This window comes from Flavobacterium cerinum (assembly GCF_024496085.1).
Lineage (GTDB): Bacteria > Bacteroidota > Bacteroidia > Flavobacteriales > Flavobacteriaceae > Flavobacterium > Flavobacterium cerinum_A.
Genome location: NZ_CP101751.1, coordinates 1,031,017 through 1,056,496 on the forward strand (window position 1 = coordinate 1,031,017; position 25,480 = coordinate 1,056,496).

The following is a 25,480-nucleotide window of genomic DNA, read 5'->3' on the forward strand; positions in this document are numbered from 1 at the left end:
AATTTAGAGATATGTATATCCGTAAGAGCCTTTATGTTTTAGTACTTGTTTTGTTTTCGGCCTTTTCTTTTGCCCAACAGGAGGAAGTGACCGGGGGAATTAGTGTGGGAACACAGCTTCATAGTTTGCCTACTTTGCAGGTGGTCGATACAAAGTACAGTTCTTTAAATCAATATAGTGTTTTTACATCGGTCAATCCGGCGGTGTATGTTCATTTTGGTTTTAAAGATAATACCAGTGACCTTGCGGCTTACAATACTATTTATTATTGTGAGGTGAATTTGTTGGTAACCCCTTATAATAACACCGGCGGGGCAATGTCGGCCTATAATGTCACCTTAAAAATCAAACACGACAATGTTACGGAATCGGTAGCGTTCGATGATTATAAAGTGCATAAATTACCCAATATACATAAGGCTACGGTAAAAGTACAGTCTATTCAGTATAAAAATAATTTAGATCAGAATATTAGTCTGGTTACTAATTCGGTAGCCTATCTTGAACTGAAATTTAGTACAGAACGATACTATAATCTGGAAAATACAACGGTAAGTCCGGCGAGACGATTCATTAAATACAACGGACTTGTTCCGGTTACAGTAGCAAATGCCAGTGACGGAGCAGAAGAACTGGAAATTTCATGGACAAGAAATGCCACAGCACCTGCTACTGAATATGAATTAGAATGGACGTGGATTGATAGTTATAGTGAAGGCGGAGGAACAATTCCGGCAGCTCAGATACCATTAACCGAACTGAGTTTTAAGTTAAATAGTACACGAATACAAACAAAAGAACTGTCCTATAAAATACCGTTGATTTTTGCTAAAGGATACCTGGTTTATCGGGTAAGGCCGGTAGGTAGATTTTTGGATGATACTAAAAAAATATATTATGGCTCTTGGTCTAACGGGGTTTCCGATACCTGGAGGTTTGTGGAACAATGGGGTTCATATGCTACAATTGATGCAGACCATGAATTAGGAAAAAAGAACTGGCAGTATCAGGCGTCATTTGCCGAAGATGGTAAGAAAAAAGAAGTGGTAAGTTATTTTGACGGAACATTGCGTAACCGTCAGACGGTAACAAAAATGAATAGTAACAACAAAGCAATTGTTGGAGAAGTTATTTACGATAATCAGGGAAGACCGGCAGTTGAAGTATTGCCAACGCCAATCCAGGCTTCCGGTATTCGTTTCTATAAAGATCTTAATAAAAATGAAACCAATGCGCTCTATACGCATCACGATTTTGACTGGGATACCACCAGTGAGCCGGGTTGTGATCCGTTGTTGCCTTCAGGAATGATTGCCAATTCGGGAAGTAGTAAATATTATTCGGATCAGAATACGGTACTCAATAATTTTCAGGACTTTGTTCCGGATGCAAAAAAATATCCGTTCTCACAAATTGAATATACACCGGATAATACGGGAAGAATCAGGAGAAAAGGAGGAGTTGGACTGGATCATCAGTTAGGGAAAGGACATGAAATGCAATATTTTTATGCACAGCCGGAACAGGAAGAGTTGAACCGTCTGTTCGGATATAGAGTAGGAGACTTTAAGCGATACAAAAAGAATGTTGTTATCGATCCGAATAAACAGGTCAGCGTTAGTTATCTCGATCCGCAGGGAAGAACCATAGCCACTGCTTTGGCCGGAGATAAACTTGGAAACCTCATCTCGCTTGACGACGAAACCAATGCAGCATTACATCAGAATACTATTACCGAAATATTAGTTGGTAATAACAATAAATTCGTTTCCGGTGAAAACGGGATGCTGGAAGATGGTTTAAGACTGGTTACTCAGGTTGGAACTGAAAAAGAAGGACTCATTAAATTTGGATACAATTTAACCCACAATACAAATACCTTTAACGATATCTGTATCGGAAACAAACATTATCCGTTTGTATTCGACTGGACGATCAGTATGCAGGATGATTGTGCCAATGAAATGCTATTACCCGCAGATTTGCCTAATACAACACCGGGATTATCTGCAACATTGGGTACGCTTAACTTAAACTCGACAACACCATCCTTACCGGCGATTAGTTTAACGGCAAACATCGATTCGAAAACATTAAAAGTAGGAACGTATTCACTGAGTAAAATTGTAAAAGTGAATAAACAGGCACTTGAAGCTTATGCAGATGATTATGTAAATGAGATAAGAAAAGAAACCAGTGAATGTTACCCGGATATTAAACAATATGAAGTTGATATTGATATGGCCGACTGTAATGTTACTTGCCAGTCTTGTGAAAAATCGCTGATCTGTACCTATTTGTCCGCAAGTGATTGTGTGTTATTTACCAGTAAATTCGGAGCTGACGTAACAAGTCTCGGAAATGTAGCAGCAAGAGAAGAATATGTACAGAAAGCACTACGGGCTTATATTATCTCAAATCTTAATCAGGAATTTAACGGAAGTTCTTTCGCATATTCCGGGACACAATACATTGATAATAATGCATCGGTTCCACAATACTTGATCAATAGCTATGTGATTCGTTTTACAAAAGAATTTACAGAACTGTTAAACGGATGTCGTGAGCTTTGTATTCAACCGGACGATGTTTGTGATATTAATGCAACAATGTTATTGGCCGATGTAAGTCCTAACGGACAGTACGGATCACTGGCAGGAATCTATTTTCAAGGGACTACCCCGGAAGAATATCAACAAAACAGCTTAGCAAATGAAGAGTTAGCGCAGTTGAGTCTTTTTAACGATAACAACAAATTATATTACGGCGGAACAGTAACCACTACAACCTCATCCGGACTGAAATCCAATTATGTATGGAGAAGACCGGCTACCCCATATAAGGAAAGCGACGGAAGTGTATCCAGAGTAAGAGTCGTACAACTGGCAGACGGATCTTACTCACCGGCATTAAATCAAAATGCCGTAGTTACGACCGATCCTGAAAACCCGGGAACCAATATCCGATTAACCAGTCCGGAATATCTGACTAATGTAACGGACTTCCTTAGCAACTGGAAACCGTCATGGGCGGAATCATTATTGCCGTATCACCCGGAATACAAATATTACAAATACAATCTGACTATTTGTACTACTAAAAATACCATAGGGGTTAATTCTGATGCTTATGACCAACAGCTAAGAGCAGTTGATTTCAATGTGGCATTTGTACCGAATGGTATTGTTTCAAAAATGAAAAAAATAACGGACGGTGTTCCGGTTACCGAAGTCGATCCGTTTTATTTAGCTACGATGACTGTCGTGGAGGATGCTACGGATTATAATCTTCGTAAAAGCCTGATGACGGAAGCAATGAATACCAATTATGAAGGCATAAAAATTGGTACGCAAAGTTTAAATATGCTTCAAACGGCATATTATACTGCCGTTTTTGGAAACGGAATTGTTCCGCAATCAGTCTACCAGCCTTTGGTGACCCGTTCTTTCGACGACTTACTGACAGCAATCAACAATGGCGATCAGGGAAGGGTTACGCCATTTGTAAAAGAATTGATATGGAAAAATTTTATGAGTAATTATATCGGGTTAAAGCAAAAAACCCGAACTGTTTTTTCTCATATCTATGCCTTAAAAAATAACGGATATAACGGATGTATCGGGGATAATGAAAATCTGGATACGTTTGTAACCCTGTTAAATAAATATACCGCAAATTACAGTGCCGTTTTAGATAAAATTAATGCTGCTTTTGCAACAACACCGCCTACAGGAGTACTACCGGTTTGCGGGACATCAACATATACGCTGTATCAGAATAAGGAAAAACGATTTGTTCCGGCAGATTATGGCTATAATTCAGGGGTTACCGATGAGCAGGCTATAGATGATATTATATCAGATACAGATATCAAAATGTTTCAGGAAACCGGAAAGTGTCCGTTGGCATTCGACATGGAAAACTTCCTGATTGGATTAACCAATACCAGAATTCAAAATCAGGGCTTGTTAATTAATAATGTTAATGCGTATAGCATGCCTTTCCTTGTTAAAGATCTGTTTGATGCTCTTTTATTGGATCAGACCGCCTATTATGCTAATCCGATCAACGTTGCAATAAAAGGAAGCATTAACGCAAATGCACTTGAAATCGACTTTATCGGAAACGGGACAAGTATAGCTGATAAAATACAATTGTATTTTGTAATCCCTAATCCGAATTCTTATGTAAATACTTGTGGTGAAGTGGTCGCAGCGCCTTCATGGGATACTTATAATACAGCTTTTACCATTACGAACTTTAAGAATATTTATTACGTTCCCGGATCTTTTGCGGAGGACGGAAAATACAAGTTCCAGATTATTGCCACAATAAAAAGAATGACAGGAAACTGTTCATTGGAGGAAGAGGTAGTTCTTGAAGGATATACCAAAGCTGCTGTTGGAGAATGTGGTTTCGGAGGGAGTGATGTTGCAAGCGGTAACAATGAAACCGAAATGGGAACCGGATGTGTTAAACGTTCCCGTTTTGAAAAAGCCCTGGTTAGGGTAATGAATAAATTAAAAGGTAACGTGCTGACCGGTCAGGGACAATTGTTTGGAACTGCTGTTAGTCTTAACGGAACGCCAAACGTAAGTCAGGATATTTATACCTATAACAATAGTATCATGCCATCTGTAATAGGAGATACTAACCTGAATGCAAAATGGTCGTATAGTAACGGGAACTTTTCAATAACTGGTGCTACTCCTGTGAGTATCTACGACCTTGTTAATGAAAACAACGTACCGGTAATTTTAAATACCGTGCAGTTTTACAGAATCACAGGGGTTGATATCAAAAAAAACATTATAAACGGAAATATTGTTGGTGATGATAAAATTACGATTAACTATCTGGGAAGTGACAAACTACTACATACGTTAAAAGGAAGAATTTCGGAACTGAATTACGATTGTAATTGTACAAAAGAGGTATTGTTGAAGGAAGAAGCCGAAGCAAAATTTCTTAAAATGATAACACATGTCTGGTTTAGAAAAGACCAGTCGCCACCTTTGGATGATGCAACTACAGATTACAGACATCAAACCTTAGATGATCTGGCGCCATTTATTACATTACCTGATATATCAGTGAACTACCTGCATAGAGAATGGACCAACGATGGCTTGTCACAAAAAAAGGGAATGAAATTCAATTTCAATATTAAAGAGTTGAGTTGTCTTTTGACCCTAAATGCATTAACGGTGCCGGACAGACCACAATTTAATGAAGATGACTTTTTAAATAAGATAACTCATTTTTCCAACTTTAAACTGACGGAACGTGTTGGTTCCGGGGCTTATAATTTTACCGTTTACGCCCACCATAGTGACTACCTTGTTAGAAGAACCGGAAATCCTTTTGGAGATAGAATCGCTCCGGCTGGTGTTAAATTAATAACAGGTCAGATTACTTGTCTTCAGAATGTGGAATGTGAGGATGAAATAGCTGTTTCCGGAATACTGGGTACTATGTTGACCGACATTCTGGTGGAAGCAATCGGAGGTGGTTTTGGAGAAGGTTATGTGCCGAATGGATTAACAGCGTTAATACCACACCTTGATTTGCCGGCCGGAAACGGACCGATTGGTATCAGTACTTATCAAAGTGTAGATAATAGTGCGTTTTCTCAGATCCGATTCCACTTTAGCTCTAATCCGGATTGTGAAGTAGTACTGACAATGCCAAATACGCATCTGAATGAAAATGATATTGTTTCTATTGGAGAAATCAGCTTTACCAATAATAATTATAGCGAATTTACAGCTGTAGTTTTCAACAATAGAGGAGAGAAAAAAATAGCTACGGGTACAATAAAATGCCTGCAATTTAAAAATTGTTTAGTAAACGTGCCGGCACCGTGTCAGACCTGTATTCCGGAAACAGTGATGCCGGTAGCGTGTAATGAAAAATGGAGTGTATTTAAAAGTCAAATGGCGATATTGGTGCCGGATTATATAATGCCGGATTACCTGTCGGTAAATGCACAGCATTTTTGTGATGCCAATCTGGGCTATATCAGTTCCGATTACCTGAACTATCTGACCAAAATGCAAGTGAACAGTGTAAGCCATCCGATGTATCTTACATTGACGATGTTTGGTGCAACAAAACTAAATTATGGATATAGCGGTACCGGCATTGTAATTGAAGCATATAAAAGCTTTATACAACAAGGCGGAAATTTAGGCTGGCAGGCATTCGTGGATCAGTATTTTGTTAAGAATAACATCTGTCCTCCTATGCCATTGGCACCGACTATCAATCTTGATGTGACTAATGTTTTATCGCCTTGTGAGATTTTTACGAATACCGTTAAAGAAACATATCTTAAAGAATTAGAAGAAGATTATTATAATAACAAACGCGAAGAGTTTAAGGTAAAATACATTAAAGCTGCTATTGACGGTTTGAATGAAAGCCTGAAAAAAAATGCAGCTGATAAAGAATACCAGTATACGCTGTATTATTATGATCAGGCCGGTAATCTTGTGCAAACAGTACCGCCTCAGGGAGTGTCGCGTTTAACACCGGCTTCCGATTTAACGATTAATGAAGTTAGAAAAACAACACCGGAAGAAGTTGCTACAACAGTAAACGGGGTTACGGTAGATCCTGCGCACACCATGAAAACGCAATACCGTTACAACTCCTTAAACCAGTTGATCTGGCAAAAAACACCGGACGGAGGGGAAACCGTATTTGCATATGATGCCTTAGGAAGAATAATCGCTTCCCAGAACAGCAAACAAAAAGCCGACAGTGCAAACGGGGTGTATAGTTATACGCGTTACGACGGATTGGGAAGAATTATCGAAGCCGGAGAGATTGTAGTACCGGGTGCGACAACATATACTATTGATGCTAACAGAGGGCGTTTAATCCTGGCAGGTGCAACGGTTAACGAATTCAATACCGGTTATAACAGAAGGGAAGTAACCCGTACCTTATATAGTACGCCGGTGCAAAATACGGAAAGTTGGTTTACCGGCTATCAGTTAGACAACAGTTATAAAAGAGTTTCAGCAGTATTGTATTATGACCAGTTAGCGCAGGAAATCGGAGAGGTTGTTGCTTATGATGGTTATAACAACGCAATCCTTTACGATTACGACGTACACGGAAATGTAAAAGAACTGATCTATCATATTAATAAAAATGACTTGAGAACCCGAAATCAGGATATCAAGAAAATTGTATACAATTATGATTTGATTAGCGGAAACGTTAATAATGTAATCTATCAGCCGAATAAAAAAGATCAGTTTATTCATAAATACGAATATGACGCCGATAACAGAATTACACAGGTGTTTACCAGTAAAGACAATGTAATCTGGGAAAAAGAAGCCAATTATGCGTATTACGAACACGGTCCGCTGGGAAGAACTGAGATCGGAGATAAAAAAGTTCAGGGACTGGATTATCTGTATACAATACAAGGATGGCTAAAAGGAGTAAACTCAGAGCGTCTGGCCTATTATGATAGTGCATTCGGAGGTTATCGAATCCCGGATGCCGGATTAGACGGAACAAATACAGCTTTGGATGCTTTTGGTTATACGCTTAATTACTATAATGGAGATTATGCCTCTCGTTTTAATGCGGCAACTGCTGTAGATAACAGAGTATTGTCCTATTCTAAAGGATTGAATATGGAAGGTACTCAGAATTTATATAACGGTAACATCAAAGAGATGGTTACGTCTTTATTAGATTTAAGTCAGACCGGTTTGCCGTCTCAGTACAACCGTTATCAGTATGATCAGTTAAACAGAATTAAAGACATGACTTCTGTACGACAGATCAACAATACCACTTCGTTTGAGACATCATATAAGTCAAATTATACATATGACCGAAACGGAAACCTGTTGGCATTAAATCGTTGGGCACCGAAATCAAAGACAGCTGCAACAGCAACGTTGATGGATCAGTTGACCTATAATTATCAGGCAGGGACAAATAAGCTGACACATGTAGATGATACAGTGGCTAATGGTGAATTTACAAACGATGCCGGTAATCCGAATGATACTTCGCTGGATATTGATGATCAGGCACCAAACAATTATAAATATGATGCTATCGGACAATTAACCGAAGATGTAAAAGAAGGACTGAATATTAACTGGCGTGTTGACGGTAAAGTAAAATCGGTTACTAAAAACGATGGTTCGGTAATCAGTTTTGAATATGACGGTTTAGGAAACAGAATCGCAAAAACGGTTACTAAGGGAGCTAACAGTACGACGACATTTTATCAGCGGGATGCACAGGGTAATGTGTTAAGTACTTACGAGATGGTAAAATCCGGTACACAAACAAATTACTATCTGGTAGAACAGGAAATCTACGGAAGTAGTCGTCTGGGTATTGAAAAAGGAAGAAAAGAAATTACGGAAGAAGCCGGTAGAACCGTTGTTGCTCAGGCCGGTAGAATGGTCGCAACTTCAGAAACGCTTATGACTGCGATGCAGTTGGCTAACAATCTACCGAATGTCTGGGGATTAAAATTCACGGGGACGAATAAAACGACCTGGACAGATCCGAATGAGAATTTAAACTTCTTTCCGGAATTTGGGGGTTTGACCGAACAGGTTGAAATAGCATCTCATTTCGAGATAGCCTCTTCTTTTACAAGTGGGACGAAACTGGTCGCTATGCTTCAGGGAATAAAATATCCTAATGATGAGAAGTATTGCAGAAGTATGCTGCGAATTGATATTGAAAGAGACCCGGTTAGAAAAGTCTACATTCCGATCATTACAATTGAAACGATGACGCGTTTTATTAGACCTAATGGAAGATGGTGGAAACATTACACCTATCTGGATAAACACCATTACAGAATGTCGGCCGGTATTCCGGAAAGCAAATGGGATATGAAGTATACAATGACGTTAAAACCTGATTTGATCAGTACTGATATGTATACGCCGGTTTTAGTGTTGAACGGGAATGTTTATACCGATTTTGAATACACGCATGAACAACCTTATTTTGATGTAGAAGATGATGGGATTGTAAACTATCCTACCGGACCGGCAGCAAGAAATTCAATCGGATCGGAGACCGTTCATAACAGAGTGACTGATGAAATGACAATTCCGGGTGTTCCGATGGAAATGTGTGATTTTAGTTATACTATTGATAATGGTCAGAGCGACGAAAATATAATTGTAAATACCTTCCCGTTTGACGAAGGGAATGTTCCGAATGCACAACCGGTATCAACCAATAATCAGTTGACGATGCAGCGATTTGCAGTTGATTATGTACAGTCGTATTGCGGTCCGAGAGAAGGGGATATGGATGGTGACGGTATTTTAGATCATTTGGATAACTGTCCTACAGTACCAAATCATAACCAGGAAGATGCCGATGGTGATGGTGTGGGAGATGCCTGCGATAACTGTAAGTTAATCGCTAATCCGGATCAGTTGGATTCAGACGGTGATGGAATCGGTGACGCTTGTGATAACTGTAAATTCACTTACAATCCGGATCAGGCAGATGCAAATCAGAATGGAATTGGAGATGTTTGTGAAGAGGGTAATGATCAGGGAGAAGGAACAGGAGTTACCGCAGACCCGAATAAATTTGTAACTTTATCAAGATCGGTAGGGGACAAAAACTATGAGCTGTCGAATCATTTAGGAAATGTACTTTCGGTTGTAACCGACCGTAAACTGATCACAAATGTAGGGTCATCGTTTGTCTTTAAACCGGATGTAGTTGCGTATAATGATTACTATCCTTTCGGGATGCTAGTGCCAAACCGTCACGGAAGCTCAGAATTATATCGTTACGGCTTCCAGGGACAGGAAAAAGATAACGAACTTAAAGGGGAAGGGAATTCATTGAATTATACGTTCAGGATGCATGATCCTAGAGTGGGGAGGTTCTTTGCGGTGGATCCGTTAACAGCTAAATATCCTTTTTACTCACCTTACCAGTTTAGTGGTAATAGAGTAATTGACATGGTAGAACTGGAAGGATTAGAACCTGCGAAACCTGGTGAAGGAACTTCATCAGGAAGTCTTGAATATGTAGGAACAGACGGTTTGCCAAATGGAACTCCTAAACCAGCAAAGCAATTAGACGAAATTGTTGTGCAAGGTTGTTTGAAAAGCCCCTCTTTAGATGTAAGATATATAGACAGTGTGATTACGACTCCATCACTTCAGCAAACATTGTTGGATTTGAATAATCCTCCTTTGAACACTCCTGTGGAGCGAACTACTCCTCCAATAGAAAAGCCAAAACCATATACGGGACATCCATATTTTCATCCGAATATATATAAATTTGGAGGTTCTGGAATTTATGGTCCATATAATCCTCAAGCAATTAGTTTATCAGGGACAATAGGTGCTAGTGGTTTATTTGGTCAAGGTTCTTTTACATTTGGATTTGCGTTAGATAATCACAATAATGGAGCTTTTTATTGGAGTAGTAATTATGCATTAGGTCTTACTGGAGAACTGCCGAATATTGGAGCAAGCTTAGACTTAAGTTTTCATGATAATTATGGCGATAATAATACAACTCCTGTTTTAGAAGGTCTCGGAGGTAGTGCAATAACTTATTCAGGAGGATGGTTTTTAAGTGGAGGATATGGAAAATCAGCATATAGAAGTGAAGGTGTGGGTGATTTTAATTGGGCAAATAATGGGGTGGAAACAAAATCGATTAGTTTTGGTTTCAAAACTCGTCCTAGCATTCACAGAGTTGTTCAAAATGGAGATGTTTATACAGTAAGTCAAATTAGAGAAAAATTAGGATTGAAATAATGAAATATTTAACCATTATATTAATATTTATTGTAAGCTCATGCGAGCTTTTTCAAGATTGTAAACAAATGTCTGAAGATTATAAATTAGAAGAATGTTTGTTAATTGTAAATCAGCCACCAGATAGTATGACAGTAAAATTTGCAGCTTCTGGTACTAATATTATAACAAAAAAAAAATGTGATTGTGTAGCAGACAATAGATGGTGGAACAATTATAGTAAATACATAGAAAGGGGAGATACTATTATAAAAAGGAGGGGTAAATTAACTTTTAGTATTCATAAAAAAGACACTGTTTTAAATTTTAAATGGAGTTGTGGTGGGAAGGAGTATGAATAGTACAGTGAATACTGATGATGGATAATATATCCCGCTCCGCGAAGTGTTCTTATGAATAGATAAATGTCGTTGTGCGGCCAGCTCTGCAAAGTATTCTTTAGAAAAAACATTGCTCAGCTCTTCCTTTATTAGTTGGAAGTGCTTATGGGATTCCTCAGGTAGGAGGAGCATACGAAGCTTATTCGGCATGGTATGGTACGAGAGGAGTGGCTAATTATTTTGCGACAGGTATAGGAGGGCCTCGATAGCGCGGATTTGCAATCCGTGCAATTAAAACTAAAAACTACAATCTTAAAAAAGTTGTAGTTTTGTTTTTTACAGGTAACAGTTGTAACAACTAGCTTATTTATCATGACACGGATTACAAATCATAAGTGTTCGAAACCTTAAAAGCTATATTTTTGAAATAAAAAAGATGAATGTTTCAGAAGTGCTGAATTATATTCCAAAAGAAGAATTGTCAAGATTATCATTGGAATACAATATTGATTATCAAGTTAAAAAATTAGATGGGCAAACCATGTTTCAATTACTCTTGTTTTCAATGCTTAATGTGAGGCATAACAGTTTAAGGGTAATGGAATATTTTTACCATTCTTTAGCCTTCAAAAGTATTGCCAATCAAAGTTTTGACGGCGTTAAGTATAATTCACTAAGAGATCGATTGGTTACAATTAATCCCGATTATTTTGAAGCTATCTTTAAAAAATGTCTGGAACAATTTCAAGACAAATATTTACAGAAAAAACATAACATTATTTCGTTCGATTCGACTCTTGTAAGTATTTCTTCAAAGCTTTTAAAAGAAGGTATGCGAATTAATAAGCAAGGAGATAAAAGGTTCGTAAAATTTAGCATGGCATTTTCAAATGTACCTGTTCACTCGAAAATATTTACTGAACAGGGTTTTGTGTCAGAAGATTTTGCATTAAAGGAGCTAATAAATGAATGCGTGTTAAGCAAAGAAAATATTCTGGTTTTTGACAGAGGTCTTCAGTCTGGATCTAGTTTTGAGGAGTTTAATGAAAATGGTTTTATTTTCGTGACCAGGCTCAATAATTATACGCGTTTTGAAGTGATTAATGAATTTGAAGTCAAGGAGCAAGAAACGGAAAAATTGACTATAAACAGAGATATAGAGGTAAGACTTTATGACAAGAGTAATAAAAAAACACAATCCTTCTTACGCTTGATAATAGCTACTGAAAAGCAAAGCAAAGAAGTGTTTTACTTCTTGAGTAATAGTGATAGTTTAACCGCTAAAGAAATAGTTGCTATTTATAAACAACGATGGGAAATAGAAGTATTTTTCAAATTTATCAAACAGCATCTTAATTTTAACCATCTAATATCGAGAGATATAAATGGAATTAGAGTTATGATGTATATGACCTTGATTACGGCAATTCTTCTTACTGTTTATAAAAAACTTAATGAGTTAAAAGGCTATAAAATTCCAAAATTAAAATTTGCGAATGAACTTGAAGTGTTGATAATTAAGGATATAGTGTTGAAGTGTGGCGGAGATCCAAACAAAATGCAGAATCTTTTTGGTACAAGTTAAGGTTTCGAACACTTATGATTACAAATCCGCGCTATCGGGATCAATATTTGAAAGAAAACAAAGTCAAATACACGAAAGAAAAAGTTTATGAAACTGTGCCATCGGGAGGAAAAAGAGGAAAGGCTTTCGCCGGTGTCAAATACACTATTTTAAAATGACGGTACATCTATTAAGTGGGGGAGATTATTCTTTAGCAGTATTAATATTAGTATTGATATCATGTCTTATTTCATTTTTAATTATAATTTTTTTTAGGTTTTTTTGCAAAAAAAAAATCAAGACATGGTTGTTTTTGGTTTTATATCTTTTACTTGCGTTTTTAGTTTTATTATTTTTAGCTAGAAATTTAGATTTATTCTTAACTTAAGAATTACATGATAAAATCCCGATTGCACGGATTTGCAATCCGTGCAATTAAAACTAAAAACTACAACCTTAAAAAGTTGTAGTTTTGTTTTTTATGGGTAACAGTTGTAACAACTACCTTATTTATCATGACACGGATTACAAATCCGCGCTATCGGGATTTGAATAATATTTCAAAGGAATTTCAAAAGAATGGCAAATCTGAAAAATATAATAACTTAGTTAGATTTAGAGACAGTTTATTGAATCAATTAAAAGATTTAAAACAAGAAAATAACGATTTAAATGATAAAAAGGATAAGTTGGAAATCACAAATAAAGCGATAGATGATGCAATCAATAAGTAATTTTTTTTTTAATTATCAAAAAGTAATAATTATAATCTCTATTTTATCAACTGTTCTTTTAAAAAAGAACATCAATGTAATTTACTTTATTGTTTTGTTTCTGTTTATACCTTCAGTTATAGATTACTTTCTTTTTCAATTAAAATTTAAGGATTTACTATCAAAATATAATAGTAGCATAACAAATATTGACCTTGGAATTAAAACTTTAGAAAAAAGCAACAATGCTGAAATTGAGGAAATGCGTCAAAAATTGGCTTTTAAGGCAAAATTAGTTTTTTTTGCATTTTTCTATATCATTGGTTTATTACTATTAATGATGTTTTTATTTTAGTGATAATAAGCTAACCCCGATGGCGCGGATTTGCAATCCGTGCAATTAAAACTAAAAACTACAACCTTAAAAAGTTGTAGTTTTGTTTTTTATGGGTAACAGTTGTAACAACTACCTTATTTATCATGACACGGATTACAAATCCGCGCTATCTGGGAAGTTACTGATTCAACAGAGATTGTCAGAGCTGGGCTTAAATATGAGCGTCCACCAGAAGAGTAAGTAAAGATTATAAAAACAATAAAATCCGCGCCATCGGGCGATATGAAAATAAAGAGACTAATACATATCAAACATATATATTTATGACTACTAAAAAATAAAACTATAAATATGAGAAAAGGAGTGATAATAAGTTTGTTTTTATTTGTTATTTTTTTATACTTCTACAACAATTTTTTCGCCAGTAAGATGATATTAGGAACTTATGTCAATCGTAATTATAATCAAAGTCATTCAATAGCTGAAATTCCTAATGTTGCAGATACACTCGTTATTTTAAAAGATAATAAGTTTATTAGTCAATATTGGGGTGAGGGTAGTTATGAATTGTATTATACTATAAAAGGTACAGAGATAGATTTAATGTATGATTATGAGTTTGGGAAAGCGGGATTTAGAACTTCAATTGATAGGATAATGTATTTTGGAGGACTTAAAATAGATCTTTTCAGAGATCTTAATCAATACTATGAAAAAATATATTAGTGTCTTTACCCTGATCGCTCGGAAATTCTTTCCGCGCGATCAGGGATACTTGAAAGTAATGGCATTATGTCACCTAAAGGTGTTTTAATAAACAATGTAAGAAGATAAGCAACCTAAAATGGAAAAACACATAAACAAACTAATATCTGACCCAGGAATTAATTTTGAAGAATATATAAAAAAAAACAAATTCAATTTAAGAGAATTGTTAGGTTATGTTTTGGAATATTATGGAGGTAGTTCTTCGGATTTATTTTTTTTAAAATTATTTGGAAATGTTTCAAAACTAACTAAAAATGATTGGCAAAATATTTTTAATGAAATGCGTTATAATAAATTGTTAGCTGAAGAGTCTTTTGTTGATTTTTATATGAGCTATACTAAGTTATCTCCTTCTCATAACATTTTTGAGTTTTTAAATTTTTCAAAAAAACCTAAAAGTAATATCTCTGAATCTTTTGATATTAGAAAAAAAATCGTTTATAAGTCTTGTAATTTAACTGAAAATGAGATAATAAAAATAGAGTCATTTAATGGTGAATTATGGTAATGTATCAAATTAGGGCATAACCCGATGGCGCGGATTTGTAATCATAAGTGTTCGAAACCTTAAAAGCTATATTTTTGAAGTAAAAAGATGAATGTTTCAGAGGTACTGAATTATATATCCGATGGCGTGGATTTATTCAAAATCTTTTCTTTTCAAAATATAATGTTTTTGATCAATAAAATTAATTTTTACATAATTGTAGTTCTTCCAATATCTATTATCTGTCTCTAAAACAGTTGTTTCTCCTAAATTTAAATATTCCAAGCTCTTCAAATTCTCTAGAATATTTTGCAACGAATCAATAGAACTATGGTTTATAAACTCTACTCTTTTTAAATTAGGAAAAATCCTCACAAAACTCTTATCAATTTTTTTACAATCTTCAATATACAAACTCTCTACATTAGGCATAATGAAATCAAAATTATTAAATGATAGATTTTTATTACTCACCAATACCAACTCTTTCAAATTTATCATCTTTTCAATTCCATTAATACTTTTAATATCTGACTGTATAAACCCGATTTCCATAATTGAATTCATACTTGCAAACTCTTCTAAATCATCACTTTTCGACCTATACTTCCATAAACTGAGCTCTTTAACCTTTTTTAAGGTACTAATATTTTTACATTTTTTATTCCATGAGTATCTTAAGATCTCCAAGTTTGGAAAATTAACAAAATCATATTCCATATCAACACCCCTGTTATCAAGAAATATAAGCTCTGGCATTTTCAATAATCTTGAAAAATCATATTCTTGTCTTTTACTTCCTACGATTAACAACTTCTCTATTTTAGCGTCTATTAAACAATCAAAATTATTGAAATTAGGAAAATTTACAAGCTCATAAAAATCAATAATTAGGATTGCATCTTTATTCGAATCAAAATATTCAGAAAATTTATCACAACTATCAGGTATAAATAAAACTCTTTTTTCTTTAAAATTTACAAATTGAATATCTCCCATTATTTCTTTTTTATGATTTCTTTACCCCCTTCTTCTAAAACTTTCTCAAAACTTGCTTTAACCTTCACAAGACTCTCATTAGATAGTTTCTCTAGATTTTTTTTACAGGGAGAAGCAATCTTATTTTTTAATTCTACTTCCCCTCTTAAAGTTTTTTGAATTAATAACTCTTCATAATCCCGATGGAGCGGATTTGCAATCCGTGCGCACAACAAGAACAAGAAATCCTAACCGTGAAAAGTTAGGATTTTTGTTTGAAATACTTTATGAGCGCGGAAATTTTTTCCGCGCTATCGGGTTGTATTTATTTTAATTAATGCAAGTTTAATAATATGCCTAAAAAAAGTATGAATGGGATTAGCATGATAATACAAAGCAATAATATATAACTTCGATAAAAATTACTTTTTTTAAATAATAACCATATGGATAAAATACTATTTATACAAAAAACCACTAAAGTCCAGTAATAATAATATGTAAAAATAACAGTGGCATCCTTTGTAAAAATCAAAGGAATTATGGCTGTAATGATTTCACATAACACCAAAATATTTAATGAAATATTATTTTTTTTCATTTATAATCTTAACACTATAGTTTTCAAAGATAACTTTCCCGATAGTGTATTTAACTTATTTTTTTAACAACTTTTTTATTATTGATTTCGTATGATAAAATCAATTTCCTTCTAAATTGCAAAATCTCTCTCTCTAATTCCTTATCAAACCAAAAATAAATTTCATAATTATCAAAACTTACACCTCTCGTATAAATTTCATTTTTAATAATATCATTGACAAATTCATTGAAATCAGTTTTTTTCTTATACATATTGTATAAATCATTACCTAATTCACTTTCAGTAGCATTTAAATAATTAAATGAAACTAACTTATCATTTAATGAATTTCTACTATCTGCAATTTTTATATCGATGTATTTTATTTTGTCATTTATACCTTTTAACCCTTTCTCCATTGAACCACCTAGAAAAGTTCTTTTTGAATCTCTATTTGAAATAAATTTCTTTGTGAAAACAACAGATATTCCAATCCTATCAAAAGAATTTAATCTTCCATCATCTAGCCTAAAAATACTGTCATTATCCAATACAACAGTTTTCACTTCAATATTATCAAGTATATAAAAATCTTTTTCTTTTTTGAAAAGAAAAAACCAACACCCTAAAACCAATAAAGATAGAAATATAAAAAATTTAAAAAATTTACTCATAAGCATCAATTGAATATATAGAATTAAATAAATCACCTGCTGACATTTCTAAAGGTCTTTGATTTTCACCCCATGACCACCAATTAACTTGATACATTCCGGATTTTTCACCTGTTAAGGCTTATATTCCGATAGCGCGGATTTGAAATTCCAGCTCAGCAAAGTGTTTTTATAAAAAACATTGCTCAGCGAGTGTCTCCTGACCTCGCAGCATAAAATAAATCCCGATAGCACAAATTAAAACCCTCGATGGCACGGATTGCAAATCCGCGCATCTAGGTTAATTATCTTTCACAATCGTTTTGCCTAAAAAATCTGCTAATTTTTCAGCTATAATATAAGCATCTTTTTCTTTCAATCTCCTCTTAATAATATAATCTCTTGAATTTAAATATCTATATAAATAAACGGTCCAACCACTCTCAAATTGATTTACACTATACGAAATATTGATAGATTTAATATTGGATATTGTACAGTAAAACCTGTTATTTATATATAAATCCTCTTCCTTAATAGTTAGTTTATGATATTTGTTTTTATTCCATTCGTAATACTTGTTAAATGTTAGATATAAGAGTAAAATAAATAGAATAACTATATAGCCCCATTTATCTATCAATACTGAAGCTTTTATTTTTAGAAAAATTAACGCTATAAGTAGTATAGAAAACAAGAAAGAAATAACTGTCGATGTTTTATCAAATAAAAATGAAATAATTATTTCTTCACGATCAATTTCTTCAATATTATATTCTTTCATAAAATTAAAATTCTGAATTTATTATCTCTACAGCTTTTTTTGCCGCTTGATATTTATCTTTTGGGGCTGTTAAATCTATATTTGTTTGTTTTAGTATTTCATCTAAGAGCTCTTTTCCTTTAAGTCCTTTGTTATAGATGGCGTTTATTGATTCGAAAACCTTTTTTTTATCAATTTCTTTCAATTTATAAGTTTGATAAACAAATATTGCAATCTTATTCATCATATCACCATCTTTAATATTGTCGTTATTAAAAATATTTTTCACTACTTCTTCAAAGGCAAAGTCTATTAACCATCCACTAAAAACTTCAGATTTTGACTTTGCTCTGCCTAATGTAACTAAACTAACTACGCCTTCAATAATTTTAGTTGTTTTTCCAAAATTATCTAAATCTTCACCAGTCAAGATATCTTTACCAATCATCGCTTCTGTCATCGCTCCAGTCCCTAGTGGATTTTTTTGCATGAATTTAGATAATAAATATATCCCAAAGCTATCTTCTTTAAGTCTCTCTTCTTTATTCAATCCCGTATCTTTACGTATAGCATATCTAGTAACACCTCTAAAAGTAGTTTTATTACTATCAGGTGATAATCCTTCATCATAACTTGTATATGCGTTTATATGCATTACATCTCGAGTTATGCCTTTAATATCTTCGTCAGTTTTTATATCCATTTTATAAGTTCCTGCTTCATAATATTTTCCTTTGAATTTTTTATAAAAATGAATAATTATTTCAATATCTCCATTACTGTCAACTTTGTATATTGGCGAATTTCCTGATGTAGAATAACCACTTGTAGAAGGAGTAGCGGAGTCCAGTTTGTCTATTGAGAAAAACCTTCCTAGTCTACTATCGAACATCCTACTCCCGAAATTTAGACTATTCCCTTCCCCTTTAAGTTCGTTATCTTTTTCCTGTCCCTGGAAGCCGTAACGATATAATTCTGAGCTTCCGTGACGGTTTGGCACTAGCATCCCGAAAGGATAGTAATAATCTCGCTGTAAAAAACATATTTATAAGAACTTATAGCATTAATTCCGATTTTAAAATTACCGTTTTTGGTAAAAAACGACCCTTTTTGGAAACGAAAAAAATGATTAATGGATTAAAATTAACAAAATTTTAAAAATAATTTCCCTACCAAAATGTTTTTTCTCTAGTTGTGGAAAAAATATTTATCTTGCGAGCATTAAAAAAATAATTGAATCCCTTGAAAACAAATACTTTATTTCGTTTTTTTTGCCTGTCACTAGTCCTAATATTCTTTTCCTTTACAGATCCCTATCTGATAAAACGAATTTCTGATACCAATTTCCGATACGAATTCTATACAACCGATAAAAAAGTAAGTCCGAAATCGGATAAAAATTACTATTGGTTTAAAGGCGGTGCAATCCATAATGCACAAGGTGGAGCTGCCGGTCAATTGCTACACGATGGCTTTACCAAAATGTACCATAGCAACCAACTGGCCGAACAAGGAAAATTCGACGAAGGACTAAAAACCGGTTGGTGGAAAACCTGGTATGAAAACGGAGCAATCGAAACAACACAATATTGGAAGAATGGTCTGAGAACGGGAGCATTCAATCACTTTAACAATAAAGGAGAACTGATCGAAAAAGGCTATTATAAAAACGATCAACGCCATGGGAAGTGGTTCGACCTGGTAAAAAAAGATACGCTGGTTTATAAAAACGGAACTGTTTTCGTAGCCAAACCGAAACTGACAAAAGAAGAAAAAGCCAAACTAAAAGAAGAAGAGAAAGTAGCTAAAGCGGCAAAAAAAGAGCAGGAGCAAAAAGAAAAAGAGAAAAAAGCAGCAGAAAAAGAAAATAAGAAAAAACAAGAAGAGCTTGAAAAGCAGCGAAAAGCAAATCAGCCAAAAGAACAAAAGGAAAGTTTCTTTAAAAGACTGTTCAAGAAAAAAGAACCAAAAGTAAATGCCAATGGTAAAGGCGCATAGTCTTTTATATGCAGTATATATTTGTCTGATTGTATCGATAATTTGCGGAGCATTACTGTATTTCTCCGGTCTTTACAATCAGTTAAATCTGTTTTACAACCTACAGGAAGAATTATATATCCATAACCAATCGGTAGTGAATTATGCCCTTGGAAATAAACTGGCCGATGAAGCTTTTCCTACCGACGAAGCTTCGGGTGTTCAGGGAGAATACAGGGTAAAGCAATACGGATTGCTAAATGTGTTAACCGCGAGTACCATTTTGCGAAACGATACCGTAGTTTCAGTTCATTTAGTAGGAAGTTATTCGAAAGATAAAACCGCAATCCATCTGGCGAATTTGTCCCGCTCGTTGCGCTATTCCGGAACTGTACGGCTGAATGGCGATAATAAATTGCCATCCACTTTTATTGAAACGTCTTTCCTGAACAATAGAGCCAACCAGCTTACGGTGACCGGACAAAATACGGTTTCGGAAATCAAACTTCCGGAGATTAATGCAGGTTTTAAAAAAATATTCGAAGGAATCAAAACGGAAAAAATAGCCTTATCGCAATTTGAAAAAAAAGATTCCCTGTATTTTAATTCCTTTCAGAAGGAAACAAAAGAAATGGAAGTAGGCGTAAATACCTTATCCAACCTCATCGTAAAAGGAAACTTTGTATTACGGGCAAAAGATTCGATAGTAGTAGGGAAAAATGCCGTTTTGGAAGATGTAATCCTGATAGCACCTAAAATAACGTTCGAATCCGGATTTAAAGGAACCGTTCAGGCTTTTGCAACAAAAGGAATAGAACTTCAGGAAGAGGTGAATCTGAAATACCCTTCTGTAGTTTGTGTCTATAATAATACAGATGGGGAAAGCAAGCTTAAAATAAAAAAGGAATGTAAGATTGAAGGCGCTATCGTACTATTCGGAAGCTCAATATTGACGATTAATAAAAACAGTATCGAGATCGATGAAAAAAGCGTAGTGATGGGAGATATTTATTGCACCGGAAAACTGGATCTGAAAAGTGACATACAAGGTTCGGTGTATACGAATTTATTTTTCTATAAAAACGGTTCTTCGATTAATGAAAATATGATTGTCGATATCGAAATTGATCCGAAGAAACGACCGGACTATTTTATGGCAATTCCGTTATTCGAAGCTAAAAAAAACAAGTATGGAGTTATTAAAAAGGTGTTGTAAAATCCCGGCCAACTCTATTCTGGAATCGGTGATTGCACTCACCATTATTTCGGTATGCCTGTATATTGCCATTAGTATTTATGCCGCCGTATTTACACCGCGTACATCGGCAAAGTTTTATAATACGCAAAATAAGATAAACGAATTGTTTTACCAAATGCAGTTGGAAAGCGATTCCCTGTTGTATGAAAACGATAATCCGGCACTGGAGATTGAAGAAGAAGTAGTGCAACCCGGAATAAAAAAAATAGAAATTCACTATAAAGACAGTACGAATTTTAAAATTGAAAAGGAATTTTATATACAAACCGATGAAGAATAAAGTACAACTTCGGGCCTTTTCAATGATAGAAGCGATTGTAGGAATGGCAATCACGGCCATTATCATGAGTCTGATTTTCGTGATCTTTTCAATCGTTACGGAACGAATGCTGGATTTTAAAAACCAAAACCAACCGGTTAATGATCTGAATCGGCTGACTTATTTGGTGAACAAGGATATTTTTGAAAACGAAAAAATGAAGTTGCAGGAAACAGCATTGCGGTTTATCGGATATTCGGGCGAACAGGTTTCGTATCGGATGGAAGAAACTTATCTGCTGCGAAGTAATGGCGAATTTGTCGACACTTTTAGAGTTCAGATAAAGGAAATACAACTGGATTCGGTTTACAGCCGTTCCAAACGACTGGCTTTTCGAAAACTGAAACTCAAATTGGACGTCAATGAAAAAGAAATGGGACTGAATTTTTACAAACCGATTTACGCGAGTGAATTATTACAGGCAACAAAAGAACCATGAGTTTAGATTTAAGTACCTATAAAAAAGGAACTGCGGAAAAAAAAGCGTTTAAAGTCGAAACCGGACAATTTCAGTTCTCGAAAAAACTATCGGATAAAAAAAAGGAAGTTTTTTATCGCGAATTGGGTATGCTGTTAAAATCAGGTGTGGATTTTAAAAAAGCACTTGAAATTCTAAGCAATCAGTCGGTAAATAAACTGGAGAAAGAGATCATTCTCCGGATTAAGGATCGCGTGGTGGAAGGGAGAAGTATTTATGAGTCAATGCGGGAAACCAATCAGTTTTCGCCCTATGAATATTACAGTATTCAGATCGGGGAAGAAACCCGGAAACTGGAAGAAGTATTAACCGAATTGCAGAAATATTTCAACCGTAAAATCCAGATGCAACGTCAGATTGTTTCGGTATTGACGTATCCGACGATTGTAATGGCGGTGACAATATTGGTGCTTTATTTTATGTTGAATAAAGTGGTGCCGATGTTTAGCTCCGTTTTTAAACAATTCGGAAGTGAATTGCCTAAAAGTACACAGATCATCCTGAAAATTTCCAATCATTCCGGAACCATTTTTACAATAGTGGCGCTTGTGATTGTGGGATTGATTACCACCCATTTTCTGCTAAAAGGAAAAAGCGGTTACCGCGCTTTTACAACCGGTTTGTTGCTGCGGATTCCCTATTTCGGAAATCTGGTTCGTAAGATCTATATTTCCCGGTTTTGCCAGGCGATGAATTTATTGATTACGTCAAAAACAACGCTGATTAATGCATTGACGCTGACATCTAAAATGATTGGGTTCTATCCGATTGAGGTTGCAATTGACGCGATTAAAGAAGATATTACACGTGGAGTTTCACTAAGTGATAGTTTGAAAAAACACAGTGTTTTCGAAAATAAGATGGTTTCGATGGTCGAAGTGGCCGAACAGGTAAATCAATTGGATACCATGTTCGAAAGGCTTTCGGAACAGTATAATGAAGAAATTAGTCACCAGACAAAAATGATCGGTGTGATTCTGGAACCGATGATTATTATTGTGATTGGAATCATTGTGGGCGTTATCATGGTATCAATGTATGCTCCGATGTTTGATTTGAGTAAAATTATAAATAATTAAGAGCCATTCCATTAATGTTTGTATTTTTGCTTGCCTAAAATTATTAACGTTTTTTAACAAATAAAATACTATATTTAAAATGTTGTCTACTACAAAAAAATGGCTTCATAAGATAAAGAAAGCAAGTGTTAAGGCCTATTCCTTAACCGAAATCCTGATCGTTTTATGTATCATCGGAATATTGTTGTTAATGGTACTACCAAACCAGACTTCAGTGATCAGTCAGGCGAAGGCGATCGAAGCACAGGCGATGCTGAATCAGGTATACGGACTACAGAAAAGTCATTTTTATCGCCATTCCAAATATTCCAACAGTCTTGAAGAATTAGGATTCGAACAGGAAAAAACCGTTCAGGAAGGTGGACAGGCTGTTTATAAAGTAGAAATTATCGAAGCTTCTAACGATACTTTTGTAGCAAGAGCTACTGCGGTTTCGGATTTGGATGGTGACGGTAACTTTAATACCTGGGAAATCGACAATAAAAAAGTATTGACGGAAGTAACAAAAGAATAACGATGTTGCTGGGCATACTCCTTCTTTGTCTGTTAATCGTGGTTTTTCAGGATTGGAAAAACAGAATGATCCATGTGGTATTGCCCGTGGCGGTTTTTGTATTTTCATTTTTACAGATAAAACAGGACTATGGTACAACAACCTGGTCAATAACAGCCTATAATGGCGCTTTTTTCCTTGCTACTTTTATAGGACTGATAGGGTATATGAGTTGGAAAAACAAAGGCTTTTTAAATCCGTTTGAAAACTATTTCGGATTGGGAGATGTACTGTTCTATCTGGCCATAACACCTTTGTTTCTGCTAAAAAACTATGTTATTTACTTTGTCGGTTCGATGCTTTTTTCGATCCTCTTGCAATTGGTACTGAAAAAACGAATGACGCATCAGACTGTGCCTTTGGCCGGATTTGCTGCGCTTTTACTGATCCTGCTAATGCTAAAGGATCTCTTTTTAAATGTTTATAAAATTACATTGATCAACAAAATATGATTATAACGATCAATCAAGATATACAGCATATTATTTCCAGCGATATGGCAAATCATTACCGGATTTTGCCTAAATCGGTTACTGATAATACGATCGAATTGTATTGTGACGGTTCGGTGGATCGCGCAGATCTGAAAGACGAACTGGAATTATTGCTCGGAAAACAAGTGGTTTTCGAACAATGTGATGCAATCGAAATCGAAAAAGCGCTTTCCATTCATTACCGGAAGGATCGGATAACGGGAAGTAAGAAATCATTGAATATTGAAAAAGGGGACTTTCTGGAAAACCTGCTCGAAGAGGCAAAATCATTGAAAAGTAGTGATATTCATTTTGAAGTGTATGAAGAATCGGCCCGAATCCGTTTTCGAATCGACGGCCAATTGATTGAACGCTATAAAATTGAAAAAGAGAATTACCTCGAATTGGTGAATAAGGTTAAAATCCGTTCGAAACTGAATATTACCGAAAAACGTTTGCCACAGGACGGAAGGATTACCAACGAAACTTTCGATATCCGGGTTTCGATTCTGCCTACATTATTCGGGGAGAAAATCGTAATGCGTTTACTCGGCCAGGATGCCTCAAATATCGACCTGACGACATTGGGACTCGAAAATGAGGAACTGAAAAATTATATGGAAGCGGTTAAAAAACCGAATGGAATTATATTGATCAGCGGACCAACAGGTTCGGGAAAAACAACAACCCTTTATGCAACCTTGCGATTGTTAAACGATACGAAAAGAAATATCGTAACCGTTGAGGATCCGATTGAATATACCTTAAAAGGAATTAATCAGGTACAGCTTAAAGAAGATATCGGACTGACTTTTGCCTCGGCTTTAAAATCATTCCTTCGTCAGGATCCGGATGTGATTATGTTAGGGGAAATCCGGGATTCCGAAACAGCATTAATGGCTATACGGGCTTCGTTAACGGGTCACCTGGTATTATCAACGATTCACACGAATTCGGCTACCGGAACCATTTCCCGATTGGTCGATATGGGTGTTCCGTCTTATCTGATCGCGGAAACACTGAACCTTTCCGTAGCACAACGACTGGTTCGTAAACTGTGTAACGACTGTAAAAAAGAAACCGTTTGCCATAAAGAAGATTTTCCGTCGCATTTTGAATTTCCGTTTGAAATAAGTTCCTACTATAAACCGGTGGGCTGTAATCAATGTTATCATACCGGTTACAAAGGACGAAGAGCGATTTATGAGGTGCTGAACATCAATCATAATGTCTCGGAATCCATAAAAAATAATACCATAGCCCAAGTGATGGGAAATGACAATAAACACCAGTCGTTATCGGAAAAAGCCTTTGCTATTTTGGCCGAAGGAGAAACGGCGCTGGAAGAAATTTACTCTATTCTAATTAACGCATAAGT

At 35.2% G+C, this 25,480-nt stretch carries 19 protein-coding genes; 15 read left to right on the top strand and 4 right to left on the bottom strand.

Translation table 11 applies throughout. The features are described 5' to 3' along the window. Positions 1–11 precede the first annotated feature (11 nt). From NOX80_RS04640 to NOX80_RS04670, 7 genes are all read left to right on the top strand, one after another. Complete coding sequence (locus tag NOX80_RS04640; protein WP_256552154.1) at positions 12–10,799, top strand: thrombospondin type 3 repeat-containing protein; 10,788 nt, start codon at positions 12–14, stop codon at positions 10,797–10,799. Continuing rightward, on the top strand, positions 10,799–11,140 hold the full coding sequence (locus tag NOX80_RS04645) for a hypothetical protein (protein ID WP_256552155.1): 342 nt from the start codon (positions 10,799–10,801) through the stop codon (positions 11,138–11,140). Before NOX80_RS04640 ends, NOX80_RS04645 begins: the two co-directional genes overlap by 1 nt. A 415-nt stretch (positions 11,141–11,555) precedes the next feature. Next, on the top strand, positions 11,556–12,704 hold the full coding sequence (locus NOX80_RS04650; RefSeq protein ID WP_256552156.1) for an IS4 family transposase: 1,149 nt from the start codon (positions 11,556–11,558) through the stop codon (positions 12,702–12,704). A 494-nt stretch (positions 12,705–13,198) separates the two neighbouring features. Then, positions 13,199–13,417: a hypothetical protein gene (locus tag NOX80_RS04655; RefSeq protein ID WP_256552157.1), complete on the top strand. Its 219-nt coding sequence runs from the start codon at positions 13,199–13,201 to the stop codon at positions 13,415–13,417. Beyond that, a complete protein-coding gene (locus NOX80_RS04660; protein WP_256552158.1) occupies positions 13,398–13,751 on the top strand; it encodes a hypothetical protein in 354 nt (117 codons plus the stop codon). Before NOX80_RS04655 ends, NOX80_RS04660 begins: the two co-directional genes overlap by 20 nt. 333 nt (positions 13,752–14,084) lie before the next feature. Continuing rightward, positions 14,085–14,459: a hypothetical protein gene (locus NOX80_RS04665; protein ID WP_256552159.1), complete on the top strand. Its 375-nt coding sequence runs from the start codon at positions 14,085–14,087 to the stop codon at positions 14,457–14,459. A gap of 118 nt (positions 14,460–14,577) precedes the next feature. Next, positions 14,578–15,009, top strand: a complete 432-nt coding sequence (locus tag NOX80_RS04670) for a hypothetical protein (RefSeq protein WP_256552160.1) — start codon at positions 14,578–14,580, stop codon at positions 15,007–15,009. 132 nt (positions 15,010–15,141) lie between these two features. Here NOX80_RS04670 and NOX80_RS04675 read toward each other — a convergent pair whose 3' ends face one another. The 4 genes from NOX80_RS04675 to NOX80_RS04690 all read right to left on the bottom strand — a co-directional run bounded on the left by NOX80_RS04675 (position 15,142) and on the right by NOX80_RS04690 (position 19,010). Further along, positions 15,142–15,987 (bottom strand): hypothetical protein, encoded by an 846-nt coding sequence (locus tag NOX80_RS04675; RefSeq protein ID WP_256552161.1) that lies wholly within the window; start codon positions 15,985–15,987, stop codon positions 15,142–15,144. A 630-nt stretch (positions 15,988–16,617) separates the two neighbouring features. After that, the gene (locus NOX80_RS04680) at positions 16,618–17,223 is read right to left on the bottom strand and encodes a hypothetical protein (protein WP_256552162.1); all 606 of its coding nucleotides are present in this window, start codon (positions 17,221–17,223) and stop codon (positions 16,618–16,620) included. A 280-nt stretch (positions 17,224–17,503) separates the two neighbouring features. After that, positions 17,504–17,986: a hypothetical protein gene (locus NOX80_RS04685; RefSeq protein WP_256552163.1), complete on the bottom strand. Its 483-nt coding sequence runs from the start codon at positions 17,984–17,986 to the stop codon at positions 17,504–17,506. 4 nt (positions 17,987–17,990) lie between these two features. Further along, positions 17,991–19,010, bottom strand: coding sequence for an RHS repeat domain-containing protein (locus NOX80_RS04690; RefSeq protein ID WP_256552981.1), 1,020 nt, complete (start codon positions 19,008–19,010; stop codon positions 17,991–17,993). A 197-nt stretch (positions 19,011–19,207) separates the two neighbouring features. On the opposite strand from NOX80_RS04690, the gene NOX80_RS04695 reads away from it, so the two are divergent. The 8 genes from NOX80_RS04695 (at position 19,208) to NOX80_RS04730 (ending at position 25,478) form a co-directional block, all read left to right on the top strand. Then, complete coding sequence (locus NOX80_RS04695) at positions 19,208–19,963, top strand: toxin-antitoxin system YwqK family antitoxin (protein WP_256552164.1); 756 nt, start codon at positions 19,208–19,210, stop codon at positions 19,961–19,963. Further along, on the top strand, positions 19,947–21,158 hold the full coding sequence (locus NOX80_RS04700) for a hypothetical protein (protein WP_256552165.1): 1,212 nt from the start codon (positions 19,947–19,949) through the stop codon (positions 21,156–21,158). The genes NOX80_RS04695 and NOX80_RS04700 overlap by 17 nt, the downstream gene beginning before the upstream one ends. Beyond that, complete coding sequence (locus tag NOX80_RS04705; RefSeq protein WP_256552166.1) at positions 21,133–21,480, top strand: hypothetical protein; 348 nt, start codon at positions 21,133–21,135, stop codon at positions 21,478–21,480. Before NOX80_RS04700 ends, NOX80_RS04705 begins: the two co-directional genes overlap by 26 nt. Next, entirely contained in the window at positions 21,470–21,958 is a 489-nt protein-coding gene (locus NOX80_RS04710) for a PulJ/GspJ family protein (protein ID WP_256552167.1), read from the top strand. Before NOX80_RS04705 ends, NOX80_RS04710 begins: the two co-directional genes overlap by 11 nt. Further along, entirely contained in the window at positions 21,955–23,076 is a 1,122-nt protein-coding gene (locus NOX80_RS04715) for a type II secretion system F family protein (protein WP_256552168.1), read from the top strand. Before NOX80_RS04710 ends, NOX80_RS04715 begins: the two co-directional genes overlap by 4 nt. Before the next feature lie 79 nt (positions 23,077–23,155). Further along, entirely contained in the window at positions 23,156–23,590 is a 435-nt protein-coding gene (locus NOX80_RS04720; protein WP_256552169.1) for a type IV pilin protein, read from the top strand. 2 nt (positions 23,591–23,592) lie between these two features. Beyond that, the gene (locus NOX80_RS04725; protein ID WP_256552170.1) at positions 23,593–24,081 is read left to right on the top strand and encodes a hypothetical protein; all 489 of its coding nucleotides are present in this window, start codon (positions 23,593–23,595) and stop codon (positions 24,079–24,081) included. Beyond that, positions 24,078–25,478: a GspE/PulE family protein gene (locus NOX80_RS04730; protein WP_256552171.1), complete on the top strand. Its 1,401-nt coding sequence runs from the start codon at positions 24,078–24,080 to the stop codon at positions 25,476–25,478. The genes NOX80_RS04725 and NOX80_RS04730 overlap by 4 nt, the downstream gene beginning before the upstream one ends. Positions 25,479–25,480 lie beyond the last annotated feature (2 nt).